This is a genomic window from Mesorhizobium sp. M0208, from assembly GCF_040322015.1.
Lineage (GTDB): Bacteria > Pseudomonadota > Alphaproteobacteria > Rhizobiales > Rhizobiaceae > Mesorhizobium.
The window spans coordinates 152,082-167,798 of sequence record NZ_JAMYSP010000009.1 but is presented as its reverse complement, the minus strand read 5'-3'; the positions used below and the strand labels follow the sequence as shown (position 1 = coordinate 167,798).

Below are 15,717 nucleotides of genomic sequence, written 5' to 3'. Positions count from 1 at the left end.
CAGCTTATCTATACAAGCATGTACATCATGGCTGTAGTGCGCCATGCGAAACTCTGCTTGTCAGAGCGGCAGCGCATTGGCCGACATCGGACCGGTCTACGCGGTTCGCCCCAGCCCATCTGGAGTTCATCGGGAGGGATATATGAAGCGCGCAGTAGACCACGACGCGATGAGCGTGGTTGGCTATACCACCCCCTGGAGTGCCAAAGCAGGCCAGCGGATCAAGCTCAGCCTGTCATGCGATCGGCCGATAAAGGCCACACGAATTTGCCGGCTCGACAAGCCGGCTCCGGAATTTCTCACCTGGGCCATCGAAACAATAGGTGAAGCACGGCGTCGGCATTTCGACCAGGGGTCGTTCCTGTTCGTGCGGCCCGGCGAACTGGCCAAAGTACAAGCCCTCCACGGTATACGTTTTGAGCTGTTCCTCACGCGCAACGAAGGTGCGCGCACGATCCTGGAGGCAGGCGCCGTCGGGCTGCGCCTCCGCGACGGCGCATTAGTCGTGGAAATCGGTGACGAAACCCTTGTCGAGAAGAAGGCGCCAACCGGTGTGTGGCTCACTGTCGAGTTGGATCTGCGGCAGGAACAATCGCGTCTGCGCATCAAATCCCATGATCTTCTCGCGCCTTACGAACTCCGTGAAGGTTTTGGCAGCCCGGCGTGGAACCTCCAAGGGCACGGCATCCATTTCGGCGCAAGTGCCACCAACCACGAACCTACCCTCAACGCGAAATTTGCTGCGATCCGGCTCGACACCCCACAGGGGACTGTTGCCTGGGATTTCCCGACGCTGTTACCAACGCAACCGATCCTGTCGTCGGGCGGAGCAGATCCGCTGCTCCTAGATGTGATCAATCAGCCAGCCTTCTGCGTGACTTCGGCACGCTGGGACGGATCGAGCTTCGAGCCTCGCTTGGTGCCGTCGCACTACGACGCTATCCATTGCCACGACGACGACATCGGCCCGCTTGAGTGGCCGGCATCACACCGCGTGACGATCCCTGAAAACGCACACCCAGGCGTCTACGCGTTCCAGGTCGAATGGGAGGGTGGCGACGAACGCGTGGTGTTCTTCGTCACCTCGTCACAGGGCTCGTCGCCGCTGTTGTATCTCGTGCCGACGGCCACCTATCTCGCTTATGCCGACGAATATCTCCCGGATCATCTTTATGAATGGAAAGGCGACGACCGGGGACATCGCTTCGCGATCGCCAACAATCTGAAATCTCTTTACGACTACCATTCCGACCTTAGCGGTGTTTCCATCTGTTCCTACAAAAAGCCGAAAGTGACGCTCAGGGACGATTACGACTATCCGCTCTGCGGCTGCCCACACAATTTGCCGGTCGATCTGCACTTCCTCCGATTCTGCCACGGAAATGGAATCATGTTTGACGTCCTGACCGATCACGACTTGCACGAATGCGGCATAGACGGTCTGCGTCGACATCAAGCCGTCGTCACCGGCAGTCACCCCGAATATATGTCGATCGAGATGGAGCAGGCGCTGCGGCAGTTTGTGGCCGAAGGCGGCAGCATCGCCTATCTCGGCGGAAACGGCTTCGCTGCCACTGTGGCTTTCAAGGACGACCTGATGGAGCTGCGGCGCTCGCCGCTGGAGGCAGGCCGCACCTGGGAGGGCCCGGTCGCCGAACAGGCGCTGTCGATCACCAACGAACCAGGCGGCTATCTCCGCTCGCGCGGCCGAGGCGAATTCTCGCTGATCGGTGGCGCGATCTCACTGATGGGATTCGAAGGCGCGCGCCCCTTCACGCGCACTGAGGAAAGCCGTGAAGCAGGATTCGCATGGCTGTTCGAAGGCGTTGAAAATGCGACCTTCGGCACGGACGGCATCGTGCTGGGTGGTGCCGCGGGCTACGAAGTGGATGCGACAGATCCAGCCCTCGGCACTTCCGCTGACACCGTCGTGATCGCGCGGGCGACGGGATTTCCGGACAGCTTCTTCCAGGATCCGACGCGCTGGTATGAGGGCGGCGATACGCAACGCATCGCCCGCCGCTGCGCCGAAATGACCCTGCGAAAGCTCGCAGCAGGCGGCTTGATCTTTTCGGCAAGCTCGGTTGCCTGGTGCGGCGCGCTGCCAGCCGCAGGCGCCATGAACGATGTCGGCAGGATCACGCTCAATCTGCTTAACCGCCTCGGCACCACGAAAGGAGAACCCGGCCGAGAAAATCAATAACCTTCGGCGAAGGTACTGACCAGCGGACTGCGGGACCTTGAGGAGCGCGGCGTCCCCGATAGCGGGCGGGCATTTAGAGAGTGGTACTGCGCAGTGACTTGGGCCCTCCAAGAGTCTAAGCAGCCAGCATGCTTCTGACAGCACGAAGGAAAAACCGCCGCATACCCCGCTTTCTTGCCGTCTACACCATGGAGCCCGAAGACCTCGCTCGCTTTCGCAGCCTGCCTAAGCCGAGCAGGATGCGATTGATGCCGTCGGCTTGCAGCAATGGGCGGACTGGGAGGAGAGAAATGCCGCATTTTTTCCCCGATCGCGGCGACTTCAACGCCGTCAAAAAATTACGCTCTTGATTCTAAAGGTTAAAGTCGTCGCAAAAATATTTTGAGGTTTCGCCAACTGTCGGGACCAATCGAGCGGTTTTTGCACCTCGCGACGTTCGATGGCCCGCTCAGGTCGTCTCAAAAAGTACCGTCACCGCCCCAGCTAAGGCATTAGCCAGAGGCCATAGCGATCGACAAGCAACCGGTGCTGCACACACCCGCTGCGGGCGGTGTGTTGTGAGCGCTGGCATCCACTCGATTCCTGGCGAAATTCAGGCTAGCTTGGGCGATAGATGGCTCAGTTCTGGTCGGTGAATCATAATCAGACCGCCCGTCAAGAGATTGACGGGCAGCACCTTTGGTCTCCCAAGACCGAGAGCGATGGCGCGCGAAACGAGTTCTGCAACAACATGTGCCGTGCGACGCCCGGCGACCCTGTCCTTTCGTATACCGATCAAGCAATTGACTATATGGGCAGGATCGCGGAATTCGCTTTCACCGCTCCGAAACCGTCGAGTTCGGAGAGACCGCAGCTTTGGAATCAAGAGGGATGACTTCTGCCGATCTTTTGGACACCGCTTTCCCCTTCGATTCATCCCAAAACAACAACGGGGAGTCTCGGCCCGCTCCCGCCGAGGCGATATTCGCCCCTCCATCCAGTTTCGGACTCAGGCAATCAGAAAGCCCTATCTGACAGGCATTCCACAGAAGTAATGCAAATTCAAAATCGCGGCCTCATGTTTCAAAACCAGGATGGTTTCGAAGCCGGCGGGTCGCTCACGGTCCTCAAAGCGAGAATTCTAAGAGACGTTCAACAATGACCCAGCACGCAGAAAACGCTCGAATTCTCATGTACAGCCACGACACGTTCGGGCTCGGCCACTTGCAGCGCTGCCGAACTATCGCGCATTCGCTGGTCGAGGATTTCCGCGGACTTCAGGTGCTTATCATTTCGGGTGCGACTATCGCTGGCGCCTTCGACTACCGTGCCCGTGTCGACTTCGTGAAGATCCCCAGCGTCATCAAGCTGCGCAACGGCGAATACACCTCGCTGGAAAAGGACATCGATCTGCATGAGACGCTAAGGATGCGCCAGTCGATCATCCGCCACACGGCCGAGACCTTCCGGCCGGATATCTTCATCGTCGACAAGGAACCGCTCGGCCTGCGCGGTGAGATTGAGGACACGCTGTCCTACCTCAAGACGCGGGGCACCACGCTGGTGCTTGGCCTGCGCGAGGTGATGGATGCGCCGCATCTGCTCGAAGCAGAGTGGGCACGCCGGGACGTGATGCGCAAGATAGGCCTGTTCTACGACAAGGTCTGGGCCTATGGCCCGCCGGATTTCTACGATCCGTTGACCGGCTTGGATGTGCCGCCGGCTGTCAGGGCAAAGATGAGGTTCGTCGGTTTCCTGCAACGGAGCCTGCAGCGGAACGAGTTGCCCGGCCATCGGCCCGAGGGCGACTATATCCTCGTTACCACCGGTGGCGGCGGTGACGGCGCCGATCTGATTCACGACGTCATCGATGCCTATCAGCAGGATCCGCAATTGCAGCATAGGGCCCTGATCGTGCTTGGGCCTTACATGCCGGCGCGCAAGCGCAACAAGCTGCTCAAGAAGGGGTCCAAGATCCCCTATATCAGGATCATCGAGTTCGACAACCGCATGGAAGACCTGATTGCCGGCGCCAAGGCGGTAGTGGCGATGGGCGGCTACAACACCTATTGCGAGATACTGTCTTTCGACAAGCCGGCGCTGATCGTGCCGCGCGTCGAGCCCCGCAAGGAACAACTGATCCGCGCACGGCGCGCGGCCGAACTCGGCCTCATCGAGATGTTTTTGCCGGAAGAAGCCGAGGATTCCCGGCGGTTTGCCGATGCACTGAAGGTGCTGCCGGACCGGCCCCGCCCATCGCAGAGCAATCCGCATCTGACGCTGGAAGGGCTGCCTCATATTTCCGAAATCGTCGCGGAACTGCTCGACCGGCGGGCCGGCCATCACCTTTCAGTCATTGAAGGAATGACCTGAGTTGCAACATCGCAAGATCGTCGTGGTTCTGAAGGGTTATCCGCGGCTGTCCGAAACCTTCATCGCGCAGGAATTGCTCGGTCTTGAGCGTGCGGGGTTCGACCTGATACTTGTCGCGCTCAGGCGGCCGACCGACGAAAAACGCCACCCCGTGCATGACGAGATCAAAGCGCCCGTCCATTATCTGCCGGAATATCTGCATGAAGAGCCGCTGCGCGTGCTTCGCTCGCTGTTTGCCTATCTGCTGCGTCCGGGCTTCTGGCGCGCGCTCGGATCGCTGGCTGCCGATATGCCCCGCGACTTTACGCGCAATCGCGCGCGCCGCTTCGGGCAAGCGCTCGTGCTGGCGGCCGAATGGCCGGAAAACGCGGGCTGGCTGCATGCCCATTTCGCGCACACGCCTGCATCGGTGACGCGCTATGCCAGCCAGCTTCGTGGCCTGCCCTGGACCTGCTCGGCCCATGCCAAGGACATCTGGACTTCGGCGGACTGGGATCTGGCCGGCAAGCTTTCCTCGGCGCGCTGGACGGTCACTTGCACGAAAACCGGCTTCGACCGTCTGAAAAAACTCGCTAACGGCAACTCGTCTGTGCATCTGAGCTATCATGGGCTCGACCTTGATCGCTTCGGCAGTTTCGGCGAGGCGCGAAAGCAGCATGACGGCTCGGCGCCGGACGAACCGGTTGTCGTTCTGAGTGTCGGGCGCGCCGTTGAAAAGAAAGGTTACGACACGTTGCTGGAGGCCCTTGCCCTGTTGCCCGGCGATTTGGCGTGGCGTTTCGAGCATATCGGCGGCGGCGAAGAACTGGAACGGTTCAAGGCGCTGGCGCAAAAGCTCGGCGTGGATGGTCGCGTCTCTTGGAAAGGCGCGCTTGCGCAGGAGGAGGTGCTTGAGCACTACCGCCGTGCCGACATCTTCGCCCTGGCCTGCAGGATCACCGCAAATGGCGACCGCGACGGTCTGCCGAATGTTCTGGTGGAGGCGGCTAGCCAGCGCCTTGCCTGCGTGTCGACCGATACTTCCGGCGTGCCGGAGCTTTTATCGCCGGATGAAACCGGCTTGCTGGTTCCGACGGAAAACCCGATTGCCCTGGCACAGGCGCTGGAGCGCCTGATCCGCGATCCCGTGCTGCGCGTCCGCCTCGGCGACGCCGCAGAGCGGCGCGTGCGCGGCAATTTCGATCATATGGCAAGCATTGGACAGCTCAAGGAACTGTTCGAGCGGGAGTGGCGGGCCGCCGAATGAAGCGGCTGCGCGCTTTCTTCTATGTCCAGCACCTGCTCGGCATCGGCCATCTCGCGCGCGCCAGCCGCATTGCGGCGGCTCTGGTCGATGACGGGTTTGACGTAACCGTCGTGACCGGTGGAGCGCCGATCGCCGGGTTTCCAGGACTGGGGGTAAAATCTGTAACCCTGCCACCTGTCACCTCCGGTGATGAAGGATTTTCGGGACTTGTCGACCTGCAAGGCAACCCGATCGACGATGATTTCAAGAAATGGCGTTCAGAGATGCTGCTGCAGGCATTCCGGGATTGCAGGCCTGATATCGTCATTGTCGAGGCGTTTCCATTTGGACGCCGGCAGATGCGTTTCGAACTCTTGCCGCTGATCGAGGTCATCGACGCGACGTCGCCCAGACCGCCGCTGGTGACGTCCGTCCGCGATATCCTCCAGGAGCGCGTCAAGCCGGGCCGAAACGAGGAAACGGTCGATCTCATCAACAGGCATTTCGACCTTGTTATGGTCCACGGCGATCCGGCTTTCGCAACCATCGACAAGACATTTCCATTGGCTGGGGCGATCAGGGCCGAGGTCACCTACACAGGGCTCGTTGCCGCGCCGCCATCGCCCGCAGCCTCCGAGCGCTTCGACGTTCTGGTGTCGGTTGGCGGCGGGGCTGCCGGAAAGAGCCTTGTCAGCTCCACCATCGCAGCGGCGCGGAATGCCAACAACGCTTGGAAATGGTGTTTGATCACCGGCCCGAACCTGCCGAAAGACGAGTTTGACGCAATCGCACGCGATGCCACGCCGGGCCTGTCCATCTTCCGGTTCCGCGAGGATTTCGCCAGCCTGCTGACCGGCGCCCGCCTGTCAGTCTCGCAGGCGGGTTACAACACGGTCTGCGATGTACTGCGCGCGGGTTGTCGCTCCCTGCTCGTCCCATTTGCAGCCGGCGGGGAAACCGAACAGACGGTTCGCGCCCTGATGCTCGAAGAACTCGGTCTTGCAACGGTGCTGACGGAAAAGGACCTGACGCCTGAAGGTTTGGCGCAAGCTATCGAACAGGCGCTTGTGGGACGGACGCCATCCGCGCATCGTCTCGATCTGGAAGGCGCGCGTCGCTCGGCGCAAATCCTGCGCGAGCGGTATCGAACATGGTCCCTAAATGTGGGGCCCGGTTTCGGAAAAGTTCATGATCAAACAGACGATAGATCCTAACGCGCGTAGCGTCCGTGAGATTCGTGCGACGCGCTTCAAGTCCTGTTTTTATGCGTATCGTTGTCCCAAAACCGCTACGCACTTTTGGGCGAAATGCATTAAACAGTTCCAATCAGCATGAAGCGCGTATAATTTTTTGTCGGCAGTTCGCCGGAGAACCGCACCTCCCGTAGCGCCGCCATCTCCTCGAAGGCTGCAAGCGAAGCCACGCAGTTGATGTGCGTCGGCTCGCTGAAATAATCGTTCGATTGCAGCAGTACATTCGTGCCCGGCGGAAGCAGAGCAAGCCAGGCGCGCAGATCGGCTATGTGTTCGCAGCTCGTATTGACCATCAGGTCGGGCCGCCCGGCCGCATAGTCGAGTGCGTACATATCTGCCGTCAGCGCCCGGAACCGGTCGCCGGCTTCCCGGTTGAGGGTCCGGGCGACCGGCGCGACTTCAGGATCGATGTCGATGCTATCGATCGCCGCGATGTCGAAGCGGGCATCGTTGAAAAGCATTGCCGGCAATACGCCGTACCATCCACCCAGAACCCATATGCGCCCGAAGCGGCCGCCGCCGCTTTCGAACAGCCTGTCGAGCGCCCACATCTTGCAGGCGACCTGCTTGTGGTTGAAGGCGTTGGCAATATCGGCCTTCGGATGCTTGGCGACGACGCGCGCCAGCCCTGCCACGAGAGGGCAGTTGACATAAGCAGCAATTCCCCGTGTGAGGTCCAAGGCTTGCTCGTGCCAGTCCATGGCATTGCGTGGTTGCGTGACATCCATCATAATTCGTCTTGTATGTTGGGATTCTGGGCGACACAACGCAATCTTGCCTCCCGCAAGACTGTTTGATTCCGCGGACGTGATCATGCTGCAAGCCGCTTGGCTATTGCCCGGTGCCGGAGAGAGCCTGTTGCATCTGTCCGGATCATCGGCGTCCATCCGCCAGCACCAGCCGCGCAGCTGCGGCCTCGTGCTGCTCAGCTGTTCGCCAAAGCCCTACGAAAGCCGCGGATCGTTTGGCCAGCTGCTTTCTTCGCCGATCGACAATGCCCATGTCGTTGCCATCGACCATGCGCCGGAACTGGATCGCGCCGCCTCGCAGGTTCCTTGCATAGTTGAGCGCGGGGCAATGTCCGTGCACGGCAGCTTCGAGCTTGTCGCTGGCGATGAAGAAATTGCCGATACGCCATTCGCCAGCAGGTGCTTTTACATCCTGCATGCTTCCAACTGAAGGGTCCACAGTCGCATATGGAAGCCAGCCTAGCCCGCTATATCTGGACGCACACCAAGAAGCAGCAGCTCTGGATATTGATGATCGTCGTGCTTTCGATGATCCCGTATTTCATGTCCTTCGACCTGCCGAAGCTGATCGTCAACGGACCGATCCAAGGTCGCGGCTTCGAGCAACCGGGCGCGACCCAGCCATTCATGAGGCTACACTATAACCTGCCGTTCATTGGAGAGGTCCAGTTCTTCTCCGGTTTTCAGCTCGACCGCGAGGAGACCCTGTTTGCCCTGAGCCTTGTGTTCCTCTTGCTAGTCGTCATCAACGGCCTGTTCAAATTCTACATCAACACCTACAAGGGCCGCCTCGGCGAACGCATGCTGCGGCGTATCCGCTTCGATCTGGTCGACCGCGTGCTGCGGTTTCCGCCGGTTTACTTCAAGCGGGTGAAGTCCGCCGAAGTGGCGACCATGGTGAAGGACGAGGTGGAGCCGCTGGGCGGCTTCATCGGCGACGCCTTCCTGCAGCCGGTACTGCTCGGCGGCCAAGCGCTGACGGCCATGCTGTTCATCATGATCCAGAACGTCTGGCTCGGAATGATAGCGGTCGTGATCGTGGCGATCCAGATCGTGCTCATCCCGCGAATGCGGCGGCGGCTGATCGTGCTCGGGCGCCAACGGCAGTTGACGGCGCGCGCGCTTTCGGGCCGGGTTGGCGAAATCGTCGACGGCATCGGCGCGGTTCACGTCCACGATACATCAAACTACGAGCGCGCCGACATAGCTGCCCGGCTCGGGCTCATCTTCAAGATCCGCTTCGATCTTTACCAATGGAAATTCATGGTAAAGTTCCTCAACAATTTTCTCGCGCAGCTCACGCCCTTTCTGTTCTACATGATCGGCGGGTATCTGGTCCTCCAGGGGCGGCTGGACGTCGGCCAGCTCGTGGCCGTGATCGGCGCCTACAAGGACCTGCCCGGACCGATGAAGGAACTGATCGACTGGGATCAGGATCGGCAGGATGTCCAGGTCAAATATCAACAGGTCGTTGAACAGTTCACCGTCGAAGGTCTCATCGCGCCGAAAATCATGGCATTGACGATCGACGATCCCGATCCGATGACCAAACCGCTGTCGGCGATCAATCTGTCCATAGCAGACGATGGCGGTGCGATGCTCCTCAACCGTATCTCCCTCCAGGTCAAGCCGAGTGAGACGGTGGCACTGGTCAGTACCGCAACAGGTGGAGCGGAGGCGCTTGCAGAAGCCTTCGCGCGGCTGATCTGGCCAGACAGCGGAAAGGTCGCTTCGGGCACCGACGACCTGCTTGAACTCCCCGAAGCAGTAACCGGCCGGCGCATATCGTATGCCTCGTCGGATGTTTTCCTGTTCCAGGCAAGCCTCCGCGACAACCTGCTCTACGGGTTGAAGCATGCGCCGCTGACATCGGTGCCTTATGACGGTGCTGCGGCAGATCAGCACCGCTGGAACATTCACGAGGCGCGCCGGTCGGGCAATCCGGATCTTGATATCCACGGCGACTGGATCAACTATGCTTCCGCTGGCGCTACCGGCCCGCACGACCTCTTTGAAGCCGTGCGCCGGGTGCTCGACGCGGTTGTTCTGTCGCGTGACATTCTGGATCTCGGATTGCGCTCTTCAGCTGACCTCACGCGTCACACGGAGCTTGCCAGGCGGATCGTCGAACTGCGTGCGGCGCTGCGGACCCGGCTGGAACAAGAGGGGCTGAGCGGACTGGTGGTTCCTTTCGAACCGGGCGCCTACAACAAGGAAGCAACGATCGGCCAAAACCTGCTCTTCGGCGCTGCCGCCGGTCCCGAACTGGCCGACAGGGCGCTGGCGGCCAATCCCTATTTTGCTTCCGTGCTGAGGCAAGCCGGCCTCGACCGCACGCTCTACGAAATGGGCTTGGAGATCGCCAAACAGGCGATCGAGTTGTTTGCCGACCTGCCGCCCGATCACCAGTTCTTCCAGCAGCTCGCCTTCATGAGCGCGGAGGAGATACCCGCCTACGAAACCTTGCTGCAACGGCTCAAGAACCGTCCCTACGAGGCGGTTTCGGAGAACGATCGCGCCATGATCGTCACCTTGAGCTTTGCCTACATCGAGCCCCGGCACCGCTTCGGCCTGCTGAGCGACGAGCTGATGAGCAAGATCGTCGCTGCACGCAACCGGTTCTATGAAGACCTGCCGCCCGAGTTGCACAATGCGATCGAACGGTATGATCCTGCCAAATACATTGCCGCGGCCACGGTCATGGATAATGTCCTGTTCGGGCGTGTGGGCAACAATCATCCCGACGCGCCCGACCGCATACGCTCCATCGTCTATGACATTCTTGACGAACTCGGGCTTTATGGCGAACTTCTGGATGTCGGCCTGGACTTCAACGTCGGCTCCGGCGGGAGGCGGCTGACCGGTGGACAGCGACAGAAGCTCGATGTTGCCCGGGCCTTGCTCAAGCGTCCCGATTTTCTCATTCTCAACCGGCCGCTGTCGGCGCTCGACCAGCGCATGCAGGATAAGGTGCTGCGAAATGTGCTCGAGGAAGCCAGGCGCGACGGCCATTCGCCGGCAATTGTGTGGGTCGTGACGAATCCGGCAATGGCGATGATGTTCGATCGCGTTGTCGTCTTCGACTCGGGTCAATTGGCGGAAGACGGAACACACGAGACACTCTTGGCGGGGAACGGTATCTTCAAGGAACTGTTGTCATAGAGCAACGGACATTCAGATGGATCATTCTGCCGGTGCACGACATCGGGCTCGCCACCTTTCGCGTGGTTTGCCTCGCCATCTCGGAAAGAGAATTGATTCCATCTTGGCGTCCCTTGCTCTAGTCTGGCAAACGCGAATTTTGGAAGGTTTGCGACAATGCTGCTCAAGGATGAAGTTGGAATGCTGCAACGCGTTCCCTTGTTCTCTGCCATCGAGCCGACAAAGCTCAAGCTGCTTGCGTTCACATCCGATCGTGTGAGCTACAGCGCCGGCCAGATCCTTTTCAGGCAGGGCGACGAGGGAGACGCCGCCTATGTCATCCTTTCAGGCAGGGCGGATATTCTTGTCGATTCCGATAGCGGACCGATAAAAGTTGCCGAACTGGAGCCAAATTCGATCGTTGGCGAGATCGCCATATTGTGCAACAGCTCCCGCACTGCCACCGTCAGAGCGGCAAGTCCGCTGGAAGCCTTGAGAATCCGCAAGGATCATTTCCTGAGGCTTATGAGGGAGTTCCCGGAAATGACCATCGAGATATTGCGGGTTCTTGCCGATCGCCTAAGCCATACGACCGCGGATCTGATCGACGCACGAAGCGCCAAATAACGAAGGACGTGCGCCCGATCCTCGCCGTCGTGACGGCACTGTCCTCTCGCTGAGAAGATCACCCGGAGAAAGCCTGTCTCGCCTAGCAGCGGTTGTTTGGATATGATGGGCGAAGGGGTAGCATGGACGACAACGTTTTCCTGGTCAGGTTTTGGGGTGTCCGCGGCAGCATTTCGGTATCAGGGCCAGAATTCTCTCGCTATGGCGGCAACTCAATCTGCGTCGAAATGCGATGCGGTAAGCATACGCTTCTGTTCGACGCAGGCTCTGGCCTACGGCCTGCCGGCGCGGCACTTCAGGCGTTGGGCGTGACCGATTTCGACCTGCTTTTCACCCATTGCCATTACGATCACATCATCGGGTTGCCGTCTTTTGCGCCGATCTATGATCGGGGCGCCAAGGTTACGCTTTGGTCCGGGCATCTTGCAGGACACATGACGACCCGGCAGATGGTCGATGAGTTCATGCAGCCGCCGTGGTTTCCGGTGAAACTGGAAGCCTGCAAGGCAAGCCTCGACTATCGCGATTTCGTATCCGGAGACGTGCTTCGCCCGCGCGAAGGGGTGGTGGTCCGAACCGGCAGTCTTATCCATCCGGGCGGCTGCATAGGCTACCGGGTCGAATGGGGCGGCCGCGTCGTGGCGATGATCACAGACACTGAGCACGAGCCGGACAAACTCGATCAGGCGGTGCTCGGCCTGATCGAAGATGCCGACCTCGTCATTTACGATTGCACCTACACCGAGGAGGAAATGGAACGCCGCCGCGGTTACGGGCACTCGACATGGCAAGAGGGTGTCAAGCTCTGTGAGGCGGCCGGTGCGCGCAGGCTTGCCCTGTTTCACCACGATCCGACACGGACCGACGAGGAACTGGACGAGATCGAGAAACTGGCCAAAGACAGGTTTACCGGCGCTTTTGCCGCGCGGGATGGCCAGACGCTCAAATTTCCAGTCTCATTGCGCAAAAAGCGCTGAGCTGTTTTCCTCTATCTCTTTGTTTTGACGCAATTCCGGACGGAAAACCATTCACACTTTTCCTGGAATTGCTTTACCGGCGCTGCGCCCGATCAATGTCCTGATCGGAAGCCATACGCAGGCTTCAGTCTGTGCAGTGACTGTGAACAGCCGTTCGAGGAAGAGCCAGGCCGATTCATCATGCACGAGATGGTGGGTGAGCAGGCCGGCCGGTTCGCCTCCATCGAATGCATGCTGCAACTGCGCGATGATGGCTTGAACCAACAGGCCATGATCGCGGCAGCCGCGCGTGCCATGCCAATCCATGATGTCGACATTGCTGTTGATGACCGCAAGTGAAGCCGGTCTTGGCGGCCCATAGACCGACAATGCCGAAAATCCTATCGATCCAAGGTCGGATACCAAGCCGGCGTCGATCCTGTTCCAGGGTGGCACCAGCATCGGAACGGCACGTGCGCCGTGCAGGCCGGTTATGTGCGACAGCCCGCGGGCCAGATCATCGAGCACCGCCTCGCGTGGCCGATGCGCGCCGAGCTCCTGCTTCTTCTGGCCCTCCGGAGCATGATTTCGGTGCGCCCAGCCATGGATGGCGACCGTGGCATGCGGCGCCTCGTCAAGCCGAACGACAAGCTTCTCGTCAGTCAGGGCGGGAATGACGGCCAGAGTCACCGGAACCGCGAATTCACCAGTGAGGTCGAGCAACCGATCAAGCGCAGGCGTCGGATCAACGCCGTCATCGTCGCGCAGCCAGAACTCTGCCTTACGGTCCGCCCGTTGCCAGTTCGCCAGCTCCTCCACCAAGGGTTGCCAGATTTGATCGGATGTCATGAGACCGGGATCTTCGCAAGAAGTTCGGCCAGACGCGCCGCCGCAGCACCGAGACAACGTTCTTCGAGGATGAAACGTCTGGCTTCTGCGGCCATGATGGATCTTTCGTCGTTACGGGTCAGAAGCCTTTCAATGGCAGAAGCGAACGCCGCCACATCGTCCGGCGGGGTGAGAAACCCGGCCTGGCCATCCCGCACGACCTCCGGCACGCCGGCGACATCCTGAGCCACAACCGGAAGGCCGGCGGCCTGTGCTTCAAGATAGGCAACGCCATAGGCCTCGCCGAAACCCGGCCAGACGTAAATTCCCCCACTGTAGAGGACATCCGGCACGGCGGCTGGCTCAAGCGCGCCAAGCCATTCGATACGCTCGGCGGGCAAGCCGGCGAATTGCGCTTTGATCTCCTCGCGGGCAGGTCCGTCCCCGACGATCGACATGGTCCAGGTCAGATGACCGATCGAACCGAGCGCCTGCGCCAGCATGCGATAGCTTTCGACTTTGTCGCCCGGGCGCATCATGGCGACGGTAACGAGGCGCGTCGGACAACCCCGTGCCGGTGTTTCCCGGAATAGCGATGTGTCGATGAAGGGCGAAAGCATGCCGAAAGCGGCGTCGGGTATCGCATCTGCCAGTCCCTGAAGATCCCTTTGCGTGAAGCAGATGTTCAGCGCCGCCTGTTCGACGGCTCGCGCCACCAACGCTTGCGTATCGGCCCACAAACCGGTGTTGCGCCGCCTCGAATAGGAGGCTTCCGCTGTCACATAGGGAACACCAAAGGCCAACGCCAGTTCGGGCCCGATCAGGTCGGGCGCCTTGTAATAGGGATGATAGGTGAACCACAGATCGGGCTTGCCGTCACGATCCCAAAGCCCTGCCAGCCGCGCGGCTTCCTCCCGGGCCTCGACCTTGAGCGCATCGAAACTTTTCGAATCCGGTTCGCGTAGATAGAAGCGCAATTCAGATGCCAGTTCGACGCTGTGCCCTCCATGCTCCAGCGCCTTGACCAGCATCCGTGCCATCTGACGGTCGCCTGAGGCAACGGGATGATTGGGCGACTTCAGCGGCGCGTAGAAGGCAATTCGCATCGCCGGACCCTATCATCGGAAAGCCTGCGCAAGTCAATTTCGAAGCATGATCGACTTCACCCTCAAGCACTGGAATGTGCTATCTGATGCTCATGGAAACAGCTGCCGCGTCCGACCCGTTTGTCGCTTCCCTACCGGTCTTCGCCAGGTTCGAAAGCGTTGCCGATATCGATAACTATCGGCCTCTCCCCGATGGCTGGGCGCTGGCCACCGCAGATATCGTCGGCTCTACCAAGGCGATCGAGGCGGGGCGCTATAAAACCGTCAATATGGCCGGTGCCAGCGTCATTTCGGCGCTGCTCAATGCGCTGGGTAGGCAAGATCTTCCCTTTGTCTTCGGCGGCGACGGCGCGCTCGTGGCGTTTCCCGGCTCGGCGCTGGAGATCACCCGCAACGCGCTGGCGGCTGTCCAGAGATGGGTGGCGGCCGAACTGGATCTGACCTTGCGTGCCGCAATCGTGCCGATAAAGGATATAAGAGCGCAAGGCCTCGACGTTCGCGTGGCGAGGTTCCAGGCCTCCGATGCAGTCTTCTATGCCATGTTCGCCGGAGGTGGCGGCAGTTGGGCGGAAGCCGAGATGAAAGCGGGGCGCTACCGCATCGATCCTGCGCCGGCCGGCGCGCGGCCGGATCTGACCGGCCTCTCCTGCCGCTGGAACCCAATCGAAGCCCGGCATGGCGAAATTGTCTCGATCATAGCCATACCGGGGGCGTCGCGCGACTTGCGCGGTTTTCAGTTTCTGGTTTCCGACATTATCGCCCTAGCCGGCAGGCAGGAACGCGATGGCCACCCGGTGCCAGTGAACGGGCCGGACTACAGTTTGCTGCCCGCCGGCCTCGATATCGAGGCGCGGGCCATGGCGCCGGCAGGACGGCGGTGGCTGTCGAAGCTGTGGATAGTGTTCCTGATGACGCTTACGGCTGTTACGGATAGATATGGCTGGACGATCGGCAGATTCGATCCGAAGATCTACAAACGCGAAGTGGCCAGCAATTCGGATTTCCGGAAGTTCGACGATGGCTTGAAGATGACCATCGACGTTGACGCGGATGTATTGCAACGGATCGAGAACCGGCTGAAACAGGCGGAAGAGGCGGGCATCTGCAACTATGGCCTGCACCGCCAGAAATCGGCCTTGATGACATGCCTCGTCGCATCGCCGCTGCAGCGCGATCACGTTCATTTCATCGATGGCGCCGCCGGCGGCTATGCGATGGCTGCCGCAAGCCTTAAGGCGAAGGTGCCGGTCTGACGGCTTGCGGACATCGATTTTCCG

12 protein-coding genes are annotated in these 15,717 nt (G+C 60.2%); 8 read left to right on the top strand and 4 right to left on the bottom strand.

Translation table 11 applies throughout. The features are described from left to right. Nucleotides 1-142: 142 nt before the first annotated feature. The 4 genes from NKJ17_RS12305 to NKJ17_RS12290 all read left to right on the top strand — a co-directional run bounded on the left by NKJ17_RS12305 (nucleotide 143) and on the right by NKJ17_RS12290 (nucleotide 6,994). A complete protein-coding gene (locus tag NKJ17_RS12305) occupies nucleotides 143-2,203 on the top strand; it encodes a N,N-dimethylformamidase beta subunit family domain-containing protein (RefSeq protein ID WP_352688530.1) in 2,061 nt (686 codons plus the stop codon). A gap of 1,137 nt (nucleotides 2,204-3,340) precedes the next feature. Further along, nucleotides 3,341-4,555 (top strand): glycosyltransferase family protein, encoded by a 1,215-nt coding sequence (locus tag NKJ17_RS12300; RefSeq protein ID WP_352475773.1) that lies wholly within the window; start codon nucleotides 3,341-3,343, stop codon nucleotides 4,553-4,555. A 1-nt stretch (nucleotide 4,556) separates the two neighbouring features. Continuing rightward, complete coding sequence (locus NKJ17_RS12295) at nucleotides 4,557-5,801, top strand: glycosyltransferase (RefSeq protein ID WP_352506838.1); 1,245 nt, start codon at nucleotides 4,557-4,559, stop codon at nucleotides 5,799-5,801. Then, complete coding sequence (locus tag NKJ17_RS12290; RefSeq protein ID WP_352506839.1) at nucleotides 5,798-6,994, top strand: glycosyltransferase family protein; 1,197 nt, start codon at nucleotides 5,798-5,800, stop codon at nucleotides 6,992-6,994. The genes NKJ17_RS12295 and NKJ17_RS12290 overlap by 4 nt, the downstream gene beginning before the upstream one ends. Nucleotides 6,995-7,092: 98 nt before the next feature. On the opposite strand, the gene NKJ17_RS12285 is transcribed toward NKJ17_RS12290, so the two are convergent. Together NKJ17_RS12285 and NKJ17_RS12280 are read right to left on the bottom strand one after the other, a co-directional pair. Then, nucleotides 7,093-7,761, bottom strand: coding sequence for a class I SAM-dependent methyltransferase (locus NKJ17_RS12285; RefSeq protein ID WP_352506912.1), 669 nt, complete (start codon nucleotides 7,759-7,761; stop codon nucleotides 7,093-7,095). Nucleotides 7,762-7,906: 145 nt separating this feature from the next. Beyond that, the gene (locus NKJ17_RS12280) at nucleotides 7,907-8,200 is read right to left on the bottom strand and encodes a hypothetical protein (protein WP_352506840.1); all 294 of its coding nucleotides are present in this window, start codon (nucleotides 8,198-8,200) and stop codon (nucleotides 7,907-7,909) included. A 29-nt stretch (nucleotides 8,201-8,229) separates the two neighbouring features. Here NKJ17_RS12280 and NKJ17_RS12275 point away from each other — a divergent pair, with 29 nt between their 5' ends. From NKJ17_RS12275 to NKJ17_RS12265, 3 genes are all read left to right on the top strand, one after another. Continuing rightward, nucleotides 8,230-10,944, top strand: a complete 2,715-nt coding sequence (locus NKJ17_RS12275; RefSeq protein ID WP_352688528.1) for an ABC transporter transmembrane domain-containing protein — start codon at nucleotides 8,230-8,232, stop codon at nucleotides 10,942-10,944. Between the two features lie 156 nt (nucleotides 10,945-11,100). Continuing rightward, complete coding sequence (locus NKJ17_RS12270; protein ID WP_023675957.1) at nucleotides 11,101-11,550, top strand: cyclic nucleotide-binding domain-containing protein; 450 nt, start codon at nucleotides 11,101-11,103, stop codon at nucleotides 11,548-11,550. Between the two features lie 122 nt (nucleotides 11,551-11,672). Continuing rightward, on the top strand, nucleotides 11,673-12,527 hold the full coding sequence (locus NKJ17_RS12265; protein WP_352506842.1) for an MBL fold metallo-hydrolase: 855 nt from the start codon (nucleotides 11,673-11,675) through the stop codon (nucleotides 12,525-12,527). Nucleotides 12,528-12,578: 51 nt separating this feature from the next. Here NKJ17_RS12265 and NKJ17_RS12260 read toward each other — a convergent pair whose 3' ends face one another. Both NKJ17_RS12260 and NKJ17_RS12255 read right to left on the bottom strand, forming a co-directional pair. After that, complete coding sequence (locus NKJ17_RS12260) at nucleotides 12,579-13,355, bottom strand: polysaccharide deacetylase family protein (RefSeq protein ID WP_352688526.1); 777 nt, start codon at nucleotides 13,353-13,355, stop codon at nucleotides 12,579-12,581. Beyond that, nucleotides 13,352-14,440 (bottom strand): glycosyltransferase family 4 protein, encoded by a 1,089-nt coding sequence (locus NKJ17_RS12255; protein ID WP_352506844.1) that lies wholly within the window; start codon nucleotides 14,438-14,440, stop codon nucleotides 13,352-13,354. Before NKJ17_RS12255 ends, NKJ17_RS12260 begins: the two co-directional genes overlap by 4 nt. 74 nt (nucleotides 14,441-14,514) lie before the next feature. On the opposite strand from NKJ17_RS12255, the gene NKJ17_RS12250 reads away from it, so the two are divergent. Next, nucleotides 14,515-15,693, top strand: coding sequence for a DUF3095 domain-containing protein (locus tag NKJ17_RS12250; RefSeq protein WP_352506845.1), 1,179 nt, complete (start codon nucleotides 14,515-14,517; stop codon nucleotides 15,691-15,693). Nucleotides 15,694-15,717: the final 24 nt, after the last annotated feature.

Bases quoted from the DNA above. Each gene is read 5' to 3' on its own strand.
- NKJ17_RS12305 (WP_352688530.1), top strand. From the start codon at position 143: ATGAAGCGCGCAGTAGACCACGACGCGATGAGCGTGGTTGGCTATACC.
- NKJ17_RS12300 (WP_352475773.1), top strand. From the start codon at position 3,341: ATGACCCAGCACGCAGAAAACGCTCGAATTCTCATGTACAGCCACGAC.
- NKJ17_RS12290 (WP_352506839.1), top strand. From the start codon at position 5,798: ATGAAGCGGCTGCGCGCTTTCTTCTATGTCCAGCACCTGCTCGGCATC.
- NKJ17_RS12285 (WP_352506912.1), bottom strand. From the start codon at position 7,761: ATGGATGTCACGCAACCACGCAATGCCATGGACTGGCACGAGCAAGCC.
- NKJ17_RS12280 (WP_352506840.1), bottom strand. From the start codon at position 8,200: ATGCAGGATGTAAAAGCACCTGCTGGCGAATGGCGTATCGGCAATTTC.
- NKJ17_RS12275 (WP_352688528.1), top strand. From the start codon at position 8,230: ATGGAAGCCAGCCTAGCCCGCTATATCTGGACGCACACCAAGAAGCAG.
- NKJ17_RS12270 (WP_023675957.1), top strand. From the start codon at position 11,101: ATGCTGCTCAAGGATGAAGTTGGAATGCTGCAACGCGTTCCCTTGTTC.
- NKJ17_RS12265 (WP_352506842.1), top strand. From the start codon at position 11,673: ATGGACGACAACGTTTTCCTGGTCAGGTTTTGGGGTGTCCGCGGCAGC.
- NKJ17_RS12260 (WP_352688526.1), bottom strand. From the start codon at position 13,355: ATGACATCCGATCAAATCTGGCAACCCTTGGTGGAGGAGCTGGCGAAC.
- NKJ17_RS12255 (WP_352506844.1), bottom strand. From the start codon at position 14,440: ATGCGAATTGCCTTCTACGCGCCGCTGAAGTCGCCCAATCATCCCGTT.
- NKJ17_RS12250 (WP_352506845.1), top strand. From the start codon at position 14,515: ATGTGCTATCTGATGCTCATGGAAACAGCTGCCGCGTCCGACCCGTTT.